This is a genomic window from Corynebacterium sp. MSK071, from assembly GCF_030232125.1.
In the GTDB taxonomy this organism is placed as follows: domain Bacteria; phylum Actinomycetota; class Actinomycetes; order Mycobacteriales; family Mycobacteriaceae; genus Corynebacterium; species Corynebacterium kefirresidentii.
Genome location: NZ_JASPJA010000005.1, coordinates 183,340 through 199,417, shown reverse-complemented (window position 1 = coordinate 199,417; position 16,078 = coordinate 183,340). Strand labels below are relative to the sequence as shown.

At 55.9% G+C, this 16,078-nt stretch carries 15 protein-coding genes; 6 read left to right on the top strand and 9 right to left on the bottom strand.

Translation table 11 applies throughout. The annotated features are described in order from the left end of the window. Nucleotide 1 precedes the first annotated feature (1 nt). The 4 genes from QP990_RS05940 to QP990_RS05925 all read left to right on the top strand — a co-directional run bounded on the left by QP990_RS05940 (nt 2) and on the right by QP990_RS05925 (nt 5,118). The gene (locus QP990_RS05940) at nt 2-604 is read left to right on the top strand and encodes an MBL fold metallo-hydrolase (RefSeq protein WP_200287571.1); all 603 of its coding nucleotides are present in this window, start codon (nt 2-4) and stop codon (nt 602-604) included. A 77-nt stretch (nt 605-681) separates the two neighbouring features. After that, nucleotides 682-1,698 carry a DoxX family protein gene (locus QP990_RS05935; RefSeq protein WP_200287573.1) on the top strand — a complete coding sequence of 339 codons (1,017 nt, stop codon included), beginning with the start codon at nt 682-684 and terminating at the stop codon, nt 1,696-1,698. Nucleotides 1,699-1,855: 157 nt separating this feature from the next. Continuing rightward, nucleotides 1,856-4,081 (top strand): UvrD-helicase domain-containing protein, encoded by a 2,226-nt coding sequence (locus QP990_RS05930; protein ID WP_284798704.1) that lies wholly within the window; start codon nt 1,856-1,858, stop codon nt 4,079-4,081. 20 nt (nt 4,082-4,101) lie between these two features. Further along, nucleotides 4,102-5,118, top strand: coding sequence for an App1 family protein (locus tag QP990_RS05925; protein ID WP_023021648.1), 1,017 nt, complete (start codon nt 4,102-4,104; stop codon nt 5,116-5,118). A gap of 67 nt (nt 5,119-5,185) precedes the next feature. On the opposite strand, the gene QP990_RS05920 is transcribed toward QP990_RS05925, so the two are convergent. From QP990_RS05920 to rpsA, 7 genes are all read right to left on the bottom strand, one after another. Then, the gene (locus QP990_RS05920) at nt 5,186-5,626 is read right to left on the bottom strand and encodes a universal stress protein (protein WP_005323273.1); all 441 of its coding nucleotides are present in this window, start codon (nt 5,624-5,626) and stop codon (nt 5,186-5,188) included. A gap of 83 nt (nt 5,627-5,709) precedes the next feature. After that, nucleotides 5,710-6,162: a universal stress protein gene (locus QP990_RS05915; protein WP_023021649.1), complete on the bottom strand. Its 453-nt coding sequence runs from the start codon at nt 6,160-6,162 to the stop codon at nt 5,710-5,712. A 131-nt stretch (nt 6,163-6,293) separates the two neighbouring features. Further along, a complete protein-coding gene (gene uvrB / locus QP990_RS05910) occupies nt 6,294-8,387 on the bottom strand; it encodes an excinuclease ABC subunit UvrB (RefSeq protein WP_200287577.1) in 2,094 nt (697 codons plus the stop codon). 40 nt (nt 8,388-8,427) lie between these two features. Next, nucleotides 8,428-8,790: a DUF4259 domain-containing protein gene (locus QP990_RS05905; protein WP_051138343.1), complete on the bottom strand. Its 363-nt coding sequence runs from the start codon at nt 8,788-8,790 to the stop codon at nt 8,428-8,430. 67 nt (nt 8,791-8,857) lie between these two features. After that, on the bottom strand, nt 8,858-9,466 hold the full coding sequence (gene coaE, locus QP990_RS05900) for a dephospho-CoA kinase (RefSeq protein ID WP_239208562.1): 609 nt from the start codon (nt 9,464-9,466) through the stop codon (nt 8,858-8,860). Nucleotides 9,467-9,547: 81 nt separating this feature from the next. Continuing rightward, nucleotides 9,548-11,596: a glucose PTS transporter subunit IIA gene (locus tag QP990_RS05895; RefSeq protein WP_284798703.1), complete on the bottom strand. Its 2,049-nt coding sequence runs from the start codon at nt 11,594-11,596 to the stop codon at nt 9,548-9,550. 298 nt (nt 11,597-11,894) lie between these two features. After that, entirely contained in the window at nt 11,895-13,355 is a 1,461-nt protein-coding gene (rpsA, locus tag QP990_RS05890) for a 30S ribosomal protein S1 (RefSeq protein WP_023021654.1), read from the bottom strand. Nucleotides 13,356-13,604: 249 nt separating this feature from the next. Here rpsA and QP990_RS05885 point away from each other — a divergent pair, with 249 nt between their 5' ends. Beyond that, on the top strand, nt 13,605-14,336 hold the full coding sequence (locus QP990_RS05885) for a class I SAM-dependent methyltransferase (RefSeq protein WP_023021655.1): 732 nt from the start codon (nt 13,605-13,607) through the stop codon (nt 14,334-14,336). 9 nt (nt 14,337-14,345) lie between these two features. Beyond that, nucleotides 14,346-14,816 (top strand): RDD family protein, encoded by a 471-nt coding sequence (locus tag QP990_RS05880; protein WP_200287585.1) that lies wholly within the window; start codon nt 14,346-14,348, stop codon nt 14,814-14,816. Here QP990_RS05880 and QP990_RS05875 read toward each other — a convergent pair. After that, nucleotides 14,780-15,136 carry a hypothetical protein gene (locus QP990_RS05875; protein ID WP_200287587.1) on the bottom strand — a complete coding sequence of 119 codons (357 nt, stop codon included), beginning with the start codon at nt 15,134-15,136 and terminating at the stop codon, nt 14,780-14,782. The genes QP990_RS05880 and QP990_RS05875 overlap by 37 nt on opposite strands. Before the next feature lie 75 nt (nt 15,137-15,211). Next, nucleotides 15,212-16,066: a DNA glycosylase AlkZ-like family protein gene (locus tag QP990_RS05870; RefSeq protein WP_239208566.1), complete on the bottom strand. Its 855-nt coding sequence runs from the start codon at nt 16,064-16,066 to the stop codon at nt 15,212-15,214. Nucleotides 16,067-16,078 lie beyond the last annotated feature (12 nt).

The following is a 16,078-nucleotide window of genomic DNA, read 5'->3' as shown; positions in this document are numbered from 1 at the left end:
CATGACTAACGAGCTTCAGTTACATCAGATTTCTGTGTCCGAGATGGACAATAACTGCTACCTTTTGCAGGCGGGCGAAGAAGGCTTGCTTGTCGACGCCGCCGATGACGCCCCCGCACTCCTCGACATGGCCCAGAAGGCCGGCGTTAAAATCACCGCGGTACTAACCACCCACCGCCACTGGGACCACGTACGCGCACTCAAAGAGGTTCTCTCTGAGACCGGCGCTATCCACTACGCGTCCTTCCTTGATTCTCCGGCTATCCCAGCCGAGGTAGACGTTGAGCTCCGCGAAGGCGACTCCATCAAGTTCGCGGGCCTCGACCTCCCCATCATCATCTTGCGCGGCCACACCCCAGGCGGCGCCGCACTAGTTACAAACATCGATGGCGTAATTAATCTTTTCGTGGGCGATTCACTCTTCCCGGGCGGCTTGGGCAAGACCACCTCTGAAGGTGACTTCGTACGCCTGTATAAGGACGTCACCGCGCGCATCTTTGATGAGTTCCCGGACAATACGATCGTGCGCCCCGGTCACGGCAAGTCCACTACCTTGGGCGAGGAGCGCCCCAAGCTGGAAGACTGGTGGGAGCGCCGCTGGTGATCCAGTGGCCAATTTCCGCGTACAATGGTCTAGCACACGATAGGTCTAAAACAACGAGCTAAGGAGCTTTAAGGACTATGATTCGCAAGCTTGCCCGCCCCATGCTGGCATCTGTATTTGTATGGGAAGGCGTAGACAACCTGCGCAACGCGTCCGAGCATGTAAAGGAAACCGAAGGTTTCCTCAAGAGCGTGCGCAAGGCCGTTCCTTCTGAGTACCAGGGCTATATTCCCAATGACCCGGAACTGGTTACCCGCGCTATTGGCGGCGCTAAGGTAGGCGCCGGCTCCACCTTGGCTCTGGGCAAGGCACCGCGCACCTCCGCTGCGGTTCTGGCCGCCGCAACTCTGCCCAACTTGATTGCTAAGAACAACTTCTGGGCTGCAGATAACAAGGAAGACAAGGAAACTCGCCGCAACGGCTTCCTTACCAATACCGCTTTGCTCGGCGCCTTGTTTATCGCTACCCAGGACACCGAGGGCAAGCCTTCCCTTCGTTGGCGCGCACAAAAGGCTGGTCAGCGCACGAACAAGAAAATTCAGCAGGCGCTGCCTACCAAGTCTGAGTCCGAGCAGAAGCGCGAAGAGCTCTCCGCCCGTGCCAACGAGGTTTCCACCAAGGCCGGCGACTGGATCAACGAAACCTCTGCAAAGGCACAGGCTTATGTAGATGACAACAAGGATGACTGGCAGTCCACCGGCCGCGGGTTGCTCGATACCGCAAAGTCTTACGTTGACGATGCCAAGACTTATGTTGAAGACAATAAGGACGATTGGCAGGAGTCTGGCCGCGATTTGCTGGGCAACGCAAAGTCCTTCATTGAGGACTCTGTCGATAATGCCAAGACCTATGTTGAAGATAACAAGCGTGACTGGCTTGAGGCCGCACAAGCCAATCGCGACACCGCCCGTACCGGTGCTGTAAAGGCCGCTACCAAGGCTCAGGCACGTGCAGATAAGGCCGTCGCCAAGCTGGATGGTGCGAAGTCCAAGCGCGCAAGCAAGAAGGCTTCCAAGCATGCTGAGAAGCTGCAAAAAGAGGCAAATAAGAAGATTGAGGCAGCAATCAAGAAGCTGGAAAAGCGCTCTAAGTAGCCACAACTTCTGCGGCCGAATAACTCGGCAGTGACACACGGCCCAGCCTTATGCTGGGCCGTTGTTCTTTGTCATGGCAGGGTCTAAACTCATCTCTCCCCTTGCCGGACAGCGTGCCCGGCCCATCCCCATCAACGTCCAATTACCAAGGAGTCACGTGAACTCAGCATCCAATAGGCACGCGGCGGCTGCAGGTTCCTCGGAGCGCACAGCCATCGCTACTGAGCAAGATTATGTGGACGGACTATTTTCGCGCCTCGACGATGAGGTGGCGGCAGCCAATAAAAGGCTTAATGAGGTACAGGCGGATGTAGATCCCTCCACGCCGGACGCGGACGCCTTGGTGCGCCGAGAAACCGAATACCACGGGCTGCAGGCAAAACTTGATCGTCTCAATGTGGCCCAAATGGGCCTAGTCTTTGGCCGCATTGATATCGACGCTCCCGGCGATAATCCCACCCCCGAAGGCCTAGACCGCCGCTACATCGGCCGCATGGGACTAGATGCACGCGAAGATGACTATCGCACACTGCTTTTAGACTGGCGTGCCCCCATGGCGCGCCCTTTCTATCTCGCTACCACGGCCCAACCGGAAGGCGTCCACACCCGTCGCCAAATTCGCACCAAGGGACGCACCGTCACCGGAATACACGATGAGGTTCTTTCCGGCCCCAGTGTGCGAGAAGAAGAAGCAGGCGTCGCGAGCGAATCGGCGCTCTACCACGCCATGCAACGGGCACGTACCGGCCACATGGCGTCAATCGTGGAGACCATCCAGCGAGAGCAAGACGAGATTATCCGCGATAACACCCGCGGCGTCATGGTAGTAGAAGGCGGCCCAGGTACGGGTAAGACCGCTGTTGCTCTGCACCGTGTGGCTTACCTGCTCTATACCCACCGCGAACTACTTTCTGCCACGGGTGTCCTCATCGTGGGCCCTAATAGCAGCTTTTTGGACTATATTTCACGGGTGCTGCCAGAACTGGGCGAGACTGGCGTGGTGCTATCAACCATCGGCGGGCTCTTCCCCGGAATCGAACCAGAACACGAGGAAGACCTCCTCGCTCGCGAAATCAAAGGTAGTGCCGCCATGGTGGAGATTCTCTCCACCGCGGTCAAGGACTATCAGCTTCTTCCTGCCGCCCCATGCGAGCTGGCAATTGATGGCCTCAGCTTAAGCGTTACGCCCGGCATGGTGAAAAGAGCCCGCACTCGGGCCCGGCGCTCGCGAAAGCCACACAATGAGGCTCGCGGTGCCTTTATTGAGCACCTCGTAGAAGACCTTGCATTGCAGATGGCTGAAAAGGTCGGGGCGGATCCGCTCGGCGGGAAGAACCTCCTTTCGCGCGCCGATATCGATCAATTCCACGATGACCTTGCAGAAGATACGGCCGTTACTGCATTGATCGATGAGTTCTGGCCCGAGCTCCACCCCACCGACGTGCTTGCTGGCCTATTCTCCTCACCTGAGCGCATTGCCTCTGCTGCCCGCGGGTACGACGATGAAACTCAAGAGGCGCTCTACCGAGAACAAGGGCGAGCATGGACAGATTCGGATGCCGCCCTCCTAGATGAGCTAGCCGTCCTCATCGGCCTGCCCAACCCTGAGGAAAAGAAGGCAGCCGATGATGCTGCGTGGCGCGAACAAGTGGCAGAAGCAGAAGACGCCCTAGATATCTTGTCTTCTTCCGAGTCCACAGATAATGACGATGACATGTTTGAAGCGGAAATTCTTTCTGCCCATGATGTCATCGACGCCGAGACCTTGGCACACCGTCAGGAGGTACGCGATAAGCGCACCACTGCCCAACGCGCCCGCGAAGACCATACGTGGGCGTATGGTCATATCATCGTGGACGAAGCCCAGGAATTAACTCCCATGGAGTGGCGGATGCTCTTTCGTCGTTGCCCTTCACGGTGGATGACCTTGGTGGGCGATACTTCCCAGACCGGCTCACCGGCGGGTGTTGATGATTGGGGCGAGGCTCTGGAGCCGTTCGTGGCGCAGCGCTTCCGCCACCATTTTCTCACCGTCAACTATCGCACCCCGCAGCCCATCACTGAGCTGGCTAATGGACTATTAGAGATGATTAACCCTGATGCCATCCCGGCTACAGCCATCCGTGATGGCGTGCAGGTGCGCCGACTTGCACAGGGCAGCTACACCCCTGGTGTACACAGGGAGGCAGACGGCAGGCTCACAGCAGTTATTGACGCCGCCACGGCAGAACGCTTTAAAGGCTTAGAGTTTGACCATGTGGTGGTACTCGATCCGCAGAGGATCGTCGATGCCTCCCCGCAGGGTTTGCAGAATCTCTATGTCTGCATCACTCGTGCTACCCAGTCGCTTACCCTCGTCGGTGACTGCGGCGAAGTTCTTTAGGCTCCCGTAAGCTTTAGGCCATGGCCTTATCTGACATTGCGCGCAAAACTGAAAGCTCGCTGAACACCTTTACTTTGAAGCGTTCTCTACGGCGGGGATGGAAGCCCCAGATTGTGGGCTATACCGGGTATGGCACCACCGAGCAAGTAAGGGTTGTTGGCCGCGTACTCATGCACGATCCTGATGAAGGCAAAAAGGATTCCTGGGGTGAACGCGGCTACCAGCAGTTTCTTACTATTCAGGTGGGAAACCACGACATTTCAGTGACTATTGGTGAAAAGACCGTCGCGGGCACAACCAATAGCAACGGGTACGTTGACATCCTCGTTCACGAACATGGGTTAGAACCTGGTTGGCATACGGCAACGATCGAGGCCGCCAACGCGCAAGCCGTGGAAGTCCAGGTGCTCATCGTGGATCCGAGCGCCAAGATTGGCATCATCAGCGATATTGATGACACGGTTTTAGTTACGTGGCTGCCACGTGCGTTGACAGCGGCGTGGAACTCTTGGGCTAAGCGCCCCAGCAAGCGACAGGCCGTTGCTGGAATGGCCGAGTTCTATGCTCAGCTGCAACAGCGATTCCCAAAGGCCCCAGTGTTCTATCTTTCTACGGGAGCATGGAATACTTTTGGCTCGCTGAAAAAATTCCTGTCCCATCATAATTTCCCCGCAGGCCCCATGCTGCTCACGGACTGGGGCCCAACTGAGACGGGCCTTTTCCGCAGCGGACAAGAACATAAGCGGGTTCAGCTACGCAATCTACTCATTGCTTACCCGGACATGCAATGGATCCTGATCGGCGATGACGGACAGCACGATCCATTGACTTACGGCGATGTGGCTAACGAGCACCCGGACCGGATTCACTCCGTGATCATCCGCAATCTAAGCCCGCAGGAGCAGCTGCTCTCGCATGGCTCCCTGAGCCCCCTGGCAGATGCCAATGAAGAGGGCCATTTCACAATCCCACTGATTCAGGGCGCAAACGGCAGTGCCCTTGCCGCAGCCTTCAACGCCGCGCACCCCACGGAGTAAGCAGCACTTAACGACGAAACCCGCCTTGGCCTCTTTAACAAGACCAAGGCGGGTTCAATCACCACATTTAGCTGACAGTGTGAACGATCATCACGTCGCAGTCCGACTGGCGAGCAACGTCTGCAGGTACGGAGCCCAGCAGGCGGCCGGTCAGGGAGTTGATGCCGCGGTTACCCACGATGAGCAGGTCAGCATCGTTGTCATTGACGATGGACATCAGGGCCTGCACCGGAGTACCAGGGCGAACAGCGGTTTCGACCTTAGAAGCACCGAACTTCTCGGCGTGAGCCTTGGCGTCCTTCAGGTTAGCCTCGGCCTTCTCATCGCCCAAAATGGTAACGGAATCCTGGCGCAGGGTCTTGGAAGCCTGCTCCTGGTTCTCGTAGTAAGCACAACCGATGATCAGATTGGAATCGAATGCGGCGGCAATCTTTGCTGCTCGCTCTACAGCGAGGAGGGAAGACTTAGAACCGTCAGTACCGACAACGATCGAGTTGTAGTCGCTCATGATGACCTTTCTTTGTGGGAATGTACCCGGTGTGTTTATTTAGCCTACAGGGGCATTACTGCCAGTGTAACAACGAGAAACGATTAACGTTCCTCGGTGGTATTAACTACGACGACGTCTACCGTTGACTTGTGGGTTAGTTCCGTTGGCACAGAACCGAAGACTCGACCACGGACGGAATTCACGCCGCGGTTGCCCACAACGAACAGGTCCACATCATAGTCCTGGCCTACTTCTAACAAGGCTTTTACTGGGTCTCCAGATTTTCCTACGATTTCAATGTGCTCCGCACCTTCCGATTCGGCGATACGGGTGGCATTGGTCAAATAGGTCCCAGCCATGTCCTCACTTACAACGGGCAGACCGGCTTCGTCGCCCCTCGGAGCGCCAAGCATGGATCCAGCGTGGTTATAAAAGGCTGAGATAATAATCAGCTTGGCGTCGTACGCCCGTGCCATGGACGCCGCTGCGCGAACCGCGCGCAGGGAGGTTTCAGAGCCATCGGTGCCGACGGCAATGTTTTTATAGGTAAGCATCATTCTCCTTGCAGTTGAACCATTTCACAGTGACAACTAAACGGCGCTTCTGGCACCTATTCAGTATAACTAGCGCAGCCGTTTAGAGAAGCACCCGCAGAATCAATCAGCACACTTTTAGGGGGAGAAAACTAAATCCCCGCTTCTTTCAAGCCGCGCAACTCCTTCTTCAAATCGGCAATCTCATCGCGTAGGCGGCCGGCCAGCTCGAATTTGAGCTCACGCGCGGCTGCACCCATTTGGGCCGAGAGGTCGTCGATAAGCGCCTGCACCTCATCGGTAGCCATACTAGAAATATCCCGCTTTTCCACCATGGCGGAAGGATCGGAATTAGCCTCCTCGTCTCCGCCGTCTTCATAGACCTGGTCAAGGATATCCGCGATCTTTTTACGCAACGGCTGCGGATCAATGCCATGTTCCCGGTTATAGGCAATCTGCTTCTCACGGCGCCGTTCCGTCTCCTCAATTGCCTCTTGCATAGAGTCGGTGATTTTATCGGCATACATGATGACCTCGCCAGACACGTTACGGGCAGCACGGCCAATGGTCTGAATGAGCGAAGTTGTAGAGCGCAGGAAGCCTTCTTTGTCCGCATCCAAAATGGCAACGAGCGAGACCTCAGGAAGGTCAAGGCCCTCGCGCAGAAGGTTAATGCCCACGAGAACATCGAATTCTCCCAAGCGCAATTGCCGCAATAATTCGACGCGCTGCAAGGTATCGATATCCGAGTGCAGGTAGCGCACCTTTATCCCCTGCTCCAACAGATAGTCAGTAAGGTCCTCTGCCATACGCTTAGTCAGCGTGGTCACCAACACACGCTCTTGCTTCGATATGCGAGTGCGCACCTCATCAATGAGGTCATCAATCTGCCCTTTGGTGGGCTTGACAGTAACCTTCGGATCCACCAGACCAGTCGGGCGAATTACCTGCTCTACGTATTCGCCATCCGAGGACGTAAGCTCGAAATCGCCTGGGGTGGCGGACATGTATACGGTTTGTCCGACCCGCTGTTCAAACTCATCAAAGGTCAACGGGCGGTTATCCACTGCGGACGGCAAACGGAAACCGAATTCGACCAAGTTGCGCTTGCGCGACATATCGCCCTCGAACATGCCGCCAATCTGTGGAACTGTAACGTGTGACTCATCGATGATGGTGAGAAAATCCTCTGGGAAGTAATCGAGTAGCGTAGCCGGCGCTGAGCCAGCCGGACGACCATCGACGTGACGGGAGTAGTTCTCGATACCGGAGCAGAAACCTACCTGCTCGATCATCTCCAGATCGTATTCGGTGCGCATGCGCAGACGTTGCGCTTCAAGCAGCTTGCCGCGGTTTTCTAGATCCTCCAAGCGCTCAGCCAATTCCTCTTTAATCGCTGCCACGGCCTTTTCCATGCGTTCGGGCCCGGCCACGTAGTGCGTGGCCGGGAAGATGCGAACCTCATCTACTTCCTCTATGACATCGCCAGTCACGGGGTGAATGTAATACAGGGAATCGATATCGTCGCCGAAGAATTCAATGCGCACCGCACGTTCCTCGTAGGCCGGAATGATATCTACCGTATCGCCCTTGGCGCGGAAGGTGCCGCGGGTAAACCCCACGTCATTGCGTTCATATTGGATATCCACCAGCAGTCGCAGGAACCGATCGCGGTCCAGCTCCTCATCAACAGAAATGATTACCGAGCGATCCAGGTAAGACTGTGGAGTGCCCAAGCCATAAATGCAGGACACGGAAGAGACTACGACCACGTCCCTGCGAGACAATAGTGCCGACGTAGCCGAGTGGCGCAGGCGCTCTACGTCCTCATTGATGGAGGAATCCTTTTCAATATAGGTATCGGTCTGCGCAATATATGCTTCTGGCTGGTAGTAGTCGTAATAAGAAACGAAGTACTCTACTGCGTTATGCGGCAAGAGCTGGCGCAGCTCGTTCGCTAGCTGCGCAGCCAGGGTTTTATTGGGCGCCATCACCAACGTGGGCCGCTGCTGCTTTTCGATGAGCCACGCGGCGGTGGCAGATTTACCGGTACCGGTAGCACCCATCAGCACAACATCGCGCTCATCACGGTTGAGTCTGTCATTGAGCTCTGCGATGGCGGAGGGCTGGTCACCAGCCGGTTCATATTCAGAAACGACCTGAAACTCGCCCGGGGTGCGCTCGACCTCGCTGACAACGCGGTGCTCGGAATTTGGAATAAGGGGATGTTCAGCAGCAAAAGCCATACCCACTACTCTACTGTTTAGGTGGCGCGCCTAGCTACGTTCAGGGCAAGGAGTTCTGCGCGGTGCGAAGCCATTCTTCCAACTCGCCAGTGGTCTCCCACAGCGCATAAACGGAAGACGTCTCGGGCCGCATCGCACTATTGATGCGGCGGCGCAGCCAAGCCTTTGACTGCGGCGTGTACAGGGGCGCGAGATCCTCGCGCTCGATGCCTTCCGGCAGTGCATCAGCCTTTAATTTCAACAAGGCGCCGAGTGCAATCATAGTTTCTGCGTCATCCGAGTCGATAGGCTCTGTGGAACATGATTGCTGAAAGCTTTTGAGATCGAAGGAACCATCCCGCAAGCTCGCGAGTAGTTCTCGCGCCGCGTGATTATCAAAAGGCCCAGTATCCCACGTTCCCACGGCGGGTAGCTTAAGCTGCCCAGGTTAACGAGACTTCGAAATGGCGTAAACTTTAGCTACCCAATGGTTAAATCTTCGGTGACTCCGCTTCAATGCGGTCCAGGACCTCAGTCGTTCGCACACGTAGCTGGTCAAGCGTGCCGTTATTATCAATGACGTGCGTGGCCGCGGCAAGCCGCACCTCATCCGGTACCTGTGCCGCAATGCGACGGCGCGCATCTTCCTCATCTATCCCCCGAAAAGCCACCAGCCGACGGACGCGCTCTTCAGGATCCACATCGACCACAATGACGTAGTCCATGTCTTTGTCCAGGCCATTATCCACCAACAGCGGCATATCATAAACGGCGAAGTCACAGCCATCTCCACGTGCCGTCGCAAATTGCCGCTGTGTCTCCTCTTGGATGCGTGGATGGGTAATAGAGTTCAGCAACTCAGTGTGCTCTTTGTCCGCAAAGGCCCGGCGTGCCAATTCCTTGCGGTTAAGGCTGCCATCCGCCAGCAGGATTTCCTCTCCGAAAGCTGCGGCCAACTCGGATAAAGCAGGCTTCCCAGGCTTCACAACGTCGCGTGCAATGCCATCGGCGTCGACCACTCGCCACCCGCGTTCACGGCACAAGGATGCAACTGTTGACTTACCGCTGCCAATGCCACCTGTAAGGCCAATGAGTTTCATGGTCGCCACCCTACGCGAAAAGGAGCCCCACCATACGCGATGGTGGGGCTCTTCATTGCAATTCAGGAGAAAGCGTCTCTTTTACTCTGCGTCCTCCGCCTTTGGAGAAATGTGCAGCAACACATCGCTCGAGGAAACCTGGCCAGGCTCGCCGGTGACAGTTCCAAACTTGGTGGCGTTAGTAACTACCACAGGGGTAATCAGGTTATAGCCTTTGGAGCGGATAAATTCCGGGTCAAAGGAAATCAATTTATCGCCTGCGGAAACGCGTTGCTTCTTTTCCACATGGACTTCAAAACCTTCGCCTCCCAGCTCCACGGTGTCGAGACCTACGTGAATGAGTAGCTGTACGCCGTTGTCCAAGCTCAGTCCTACCGCATGGCCAGACTTTTGAACGGTGAGCACCTTGCCGTCGGCAGGCGCAAAGACCGCATTGCCCGCCGGCTGGACCGCCATACCCGGGCCCAGCTTTGCCGCGGCGAAAATGGGATCCGGAACTTCCGATAGAGCGACCGCCTCGCCCTCGAGGGGAGATTCCAGCGCAATAGCATCTTTCCCAGCCTGCTTAGTGGCCACGCCGGCAGCAGCAGCGCCTGCGGAGCTGGCGGGAACGGCGCCGCCCTCGATCGCGGAGTCCGTACCATTGCCCTTAAGGAACTTCATCTCTGCGCGAGCAGCTGCATCGTCAACAGTCTCGCCTTGTTCGCGCGCAATGCGCTCCAAGTCAGCTTGCTTTTCTTCTGCCGTGCGGTAGCCGAAGAACAAGGTGAGCAAGAAAGAAGTAAGGAATGCAGTCGTAATACCAAGGACATAGCCCAAATGCGGGGTCATGGCACTGGTGGTCAACGCCGAGGTAAAGACGAAGGCTTCTGCACGGACGTCGAAAAGACCGATGATTGCGCCACCCAAGGCACAACCTGGCAGCAACCGATAGTAGCTGCGGCGGAAGCGCAACAAGATGCCGTACAGGGAAGGTTCCGACACGCCACCTAGGATGCCCGCTGCAAACGCACCGATGGAAACCTGGCGCATAGCATTGTTCTTCTCCTTGAAGGAGACGACCATGACCGCGCCGACGACGCCGAAGCAGGCGAAGTTCCATGCGCCCATCGGTCCTTGAATGAAGTCGTAGCCGTAGGTGGCGATGTTCTGGATCATGATGACGTTCAGCGGCCAGTGCAAGCCCATGGGAACGAGGAACGGGTAAAGCAGCGGAACAACTATAGCCAAGATGAATGGAGAGAAATCATTGATTTGATAAAGGACCCAGGAAATGCCGTTGCCCACGCCAATGCCGAACGGGCCAAGGAGGAAGGCCGTTGCCGGAATCATAATTAGCAGGGAGAAAAATGGTACGAAAACCATTTGTACCGCACTTGGGATAATCTTCTTCAGTCCCTTTTCCACCCAGTACAGGCCGATTGCAGCCAGAATCGGGGGAAATACCTGGGAGCCATAGGAGTTAATAACCAACGGCAGGCCAAAGACATTAGCGGTATCTCCTGCTTCGCCCAGGGACAAAAACTCCGGGGTAAGAAGTGCCGCTGGGATAGCGGCGGAGACCCACATGTTCGCACCCAGCTTCTGAGCCGCGGTCGCACCCACCATTACCGGGAGGAAGTAAAAGACCGACTGGAACATGGCGTGAGCCAAACGGAAGCCTTCCGGCTGCTCATCCAGCGGCGCACGGAAGTCCTGAATACCAAAGGTGTCCGCCAAGATCAGCAGCATGATGATGAGCGAGGCGCCCAACAGTGCCCAGAGAACTGGGCGGAAGGTATCAGAAAGAAACTCGAAGCAGTAATCTACCCAGTCGTACTTGCCACGAACGCCGTCGTACTCCTTCTTGGAGGACGCCGTTTTCTCACCGGAAGCGTGTACACCGGGCTGCTTGATGATTTCGTTGTAGTAGTCAGCAACGCCGCCACCCATGACTACTTGGTAGCCGTGGGCGCCTTGTGGCACGGTGCCTAGCACCGCTGGGTCGCTGTCGAGCTTTCCTTTATCAACTTTCCCCGCATCAGCAAGTTGGAAACGCAAGCGCGTCGCACAGTGCGTCAGCGACGTAATATTGTCAGCGCCGCCGATACTTTCAACGATGTGGGCGGAAGTGTCCTTGGTAGATGCCACTTCTTACTCCTCAGTTCAAATACCACTTATAACCAGTGCAGCACTGGCTATAACGTCATAGTTGAGTATAAGAGGATTCCCACATGAACAAAAGCCCGTTTTGTGGGCTTGCCAGGAGATTTTTGCCTCCCCCTTCTTAACTGCGCTGGTCAGCCACTTAAAAACCTCAAATGGCTCAGCAAACGTTTGCAGGGCCTGTCTCAAAGATCACAAAAGCCGCGCCCACCCCGTCTATATGACGAAGTGAACGCGGCCTTGAAGCTTAGCTCTAAACTCAGCAGGGAACTAAGCGGAAGCTTTAGTTGCCAGCGAGCTTGTCGCGCAGTGCGGCGAGCTGCTCGTCGGAAGCCAGGGAGCCGCCAACCTCTGCCTGAGTCTCGGATGCCGGAGCTGCATCAGAGGAATCAGAGGAGTAGTTGGAGGACTCTGCAGACTCAGCAGCCTCAGCGGCTGCGGCGCGGTTGCGCTCGATCTGAGCAGTGTGCAGGTTGAAGCGACGCTCGGACTCTGCGTAACGTGCCTCCCAAGCCTGACGCTGCTCGTCGAAGCCTTCCTTCCACTCGTTGGTCTCAGGGTCGAAGCCCTCAGGGAAGACATAGTTGCCCTGCTCATCATAGGAGTCAGCCATGCCGTACTTGGACGGATCGAACTCTTCGGTGTAGTCCTCGTCTGCCTGCTTAACAGACAGGGAGATACGACGACGCTCGAGGTCGATGTCGATGACCTTGACCATGACTTCCTGGCCAACGGTGACAACCTGGTCCGGAACCTCAACGTGGCGCTGAGCCAGCTCGGAAATGTGAACCAGACCCTCGATGCCCTCCTCGACGCGAACAAAGGCGCCGAATGGAACGAGCTTGGTGACCTTGCCCGGAACGATCTGGCCCACAGCGTGGGTGCGGGCGAATACGCGCCACGGATCTTCCTGGGTAGCCTTCAGGGACAGGGAAACGCGCTCACGATCCAGATCAACGTCGAGAACCTCAACGGTTACCTCGTCACCAACGGTGACAACCTCAGATGGGTGATCGATGTGCTTCCAGGACAGCTCGGAAACGTGAACCAGGCCGTCGACTCCGCCGAGATCGACGAAGGCACCGAAGTTGACGATGGAAGAAACAACGCCCTTGCGGACCTGACCCTTCTGCAGCTGGTGCAGGAACTCGGAACGAACCTCGGACTGGGTCTGCTCCAGGTATGCACGGCGGGACAGGACAACGTTGTTGCGCTGCTTGTCCAGCTCGATGATCTTTGCTTCCAGCTCCTGGCCGATGTACGGCTCCAGGTCGCGGACGCGACGCATCTCAACCAGAGATGCAGGCAGGAAGCCACGCAGGCCGATGTCCAGAATGAGGCCGCCCTTGACAACCTCGATAACGGTACCGGTGACAGGCTCTTCCTTGGCCTGCAGCTCCTCGATGGCGCCCCAAGCGCGCTCGTACTGCGCACGCTTCTTGGACAGGATCAAGCGACCTTCCTTGTCCTCCTTGGTGAGAACAAGTGCGTCAACCTCATCGCCGACCTCGACAACCTCATCTGGGTTGACGTCGTGCTTGATGGACAGCTCGCGAGAAGGGATAACGCCTTCGGTCTTGTATCCAATGTCCAGCAGTACCTCGTCGTGGTCAACCTTGACGACGGTACCCTCGACAATGTCACCATCGTTGAAGTACTTGATGGTGGCATCTACAGCTGCGAGGAAGTCCTCTGCGGTTCCGATATCGTTGATCGCAACCTGCGGGGTGTTAGAAGATGGCATATTAAGAAATGCTCCGAATAAATGTAGGAAATCGAAATTGGACAACTGCGCGTCTCTCGAAAAAAGCTTGCTAAGCTGCCCAAAGCAGCAAAAGAAAAGTATTCGATCCCGCCTCGTGATTGCTTAAAGCCTTCCTACAACGGCTTAGAACAACCCGTGGCATAGACACGCCCGTTCAACCCTACATCTGTCCAGCTTAAAGGGCAAATACAAGACGCAACTTTTTCTCCAAGGAGTTCTTCCCCCACCGTGATTTCCCCATCACAAGCAAATCAGGTCTACTGGGATGGCGACGCCGCTAGCTACCATGCCGAGCACCCCGACTATCTTTCTTCCTTCTATTGGTGCCCAGAGATGCTCCATGAGGACCAAGTGCACCTGCTTGGCGACGTCTCGGATTCTTCCGTCCTCGAAATTGGCTGCGGGTCCGCACCGTGCACCGAGTGGCTCCAAACGCGTGCCCGCTTTGCCACTGGCTTCGATATCTCTCGCGGCATGCTCAACCACGCTGCTGGTGCACTTCCCTTGACGCAAGCCGATGCGCTGTCGCTACCCTATGCTACAGAGTCCTTCGACGCTGCTTTCTCTGCGTTCGGCGCTTTTCCCTTCCTCGCTAATCTCGACTTAGCGCTACAGGAGGTCTCCCGGGTTCTTAAACCAGGCGGTCGTTTTGTCCTCTCAGTCACCCATCCCATGCGCTGGATCTTCCCCGATGATCCTACCGATTTAACGGCTGATATTAGCTACTTCGACCGCGCCTATCTGGAACAAGACCGCGATGGCAACCTCACGTATGCGGAGTTTCATCGCACCATCGCCGATTGGTTCCAGGCCCTGCAGAGTAAAGGCCCGTTCCTTATCGAGGACATAATTGAACCCGAGTGGCCGCAAGACCTTAGGATCACCTGGGGCCAATGGTCTCCGGAGCGCGGCGAAATCTTTCCCGGCACGATTATTTTCGTCTGCAGCAATTCCCGCTAACCTATGGGCATGGTTTTGGACCGGATTGGCTTATTGATACGACGTGGCATTGCCTGGTGGATTGACAGTTTCCTAGCCGCTGCCATCGTCATGGTGGTGCGGTGGGTAGTAAATGCGGCAGCCGACCATCCGCTTACTGGAGAGACCTTAGAACTCTATAATGCCATTGCCGCCGCCGTGGTCTTTTACGTCTATCGGGTATGGGTGGAAGCCGCGAAATCCACCTCGCTAGGTAAGTGGTCCCTCCAGCTAGAAATCATTGCCACCCACCCAGGATTTTTCACCGCTTGCCTGCGAAACTCCTGGCTATTGCTAACAATGCTGACGCTTTCAGGTTGGTCGGGTGTTATGCCCCTGCTACTGGCAATTTTAAGCATCAGCATGCTCGCTTTTGGCCAAACTCCCTTCGATATGCTGGCCAATTGCCTGGTGGAGCGCCGACCTCAGATAGACACGCCTTCTTTTCGTGGCCAGAGGTAATAAACAAGGGCGAAAATAACCAACGCAGCAAACATCCACTCGGATGGAAAGAGGAACGCAAGCGCCGTGGAAACGACCATCACCCCAGCGGCCGTTAATCTCCTGACCTTAGGGTTTGGCGCCACACGGGCGATGCTCATGGCTGCCACAAAATACGCTACTGCGAAGAGTCCATACCCGATTCCATAGGCCCTATGCTCTTCAAGGAATTGGTCTAGCCCGAGGTCATTGATATCGGCTGCAAGGAAATTCACTTGCATGGCCCACAAACTTTCAAAAAAGCGGAGATTCCATTTATTTATTTTCTCTTCCAGAGTCACTGCGCAGTATTTCCCTTCCTAGTTTCTCCATGTGCACGCATAATTTTTTCCGCACAGAGAAGGCTACCTAAAAACTTATTGCGCAGTTCGCCACAACTTCTGAACTTTGGGCTCGGCGTAGCCGGGGATACCCAGATTCTCGATAGCTTGTTTATTCCACGTCCCACGAACCTGGCCGTCCACCACAATGGCGCGGCGAAATACACCGCGGTTTCCAGGGGCAAGTATCTCGTGAACTTCTGAAGTCATCGCAAATGACCGATCTCGGTATCCCAGGATGTACTCGTCGAAGGCTCCCAATAAGAGCACCGAGCGCTTCTTTCGTGCTTCGGCCATATCAATTACCTCTATCGAGACAAAGTCCGGGGATTCTTCTCCACACCGCACAATGTCCGGCGGGAGGTTTTCAGCCGCTGGTCTAATTAGTTTTTGCGGTAGCTTTGTCCACCAAGCAAAGTCCCCCAACGTGACTTGGCCATGAGTGCGAAAATACCGAGTCATCAACTCTGTGGTAGCGGCGACTTTGTCGCCGTTGTAAATCTCCTCTAACCCCGGCAAATCGACCGGTGTAATCAGCTGATCAGCTCCGGAGTAAACGGCGTGACCGCCTTCCATTGCTACACGCACAACGTGCCAGAAAGGCACACCCGGCAACGCTGTGGCAGCACGTTCTTTCAGCTCGGCACGCGAAAGCGGACGATCAATGAGCTTGTTTACCTTTGCCACTAACTCTGCGTCGCCCTTGCGCCGTTTAGCACAGAGTTCAGTTATCCAGCCTATGTCCTTGACAGAAGCCGCAAAAAGCGTATGACGCATGGGATACCCACGCACAATATTTCCGGCATCTGAGTGGTCTTGCGCCCGCAAGGCCAGCGATCGGCGCACGGAGTGCAGGTCTTGGCCTTGCATAACGCCGAAAGCCCGGATCACTTCCTCCGCACT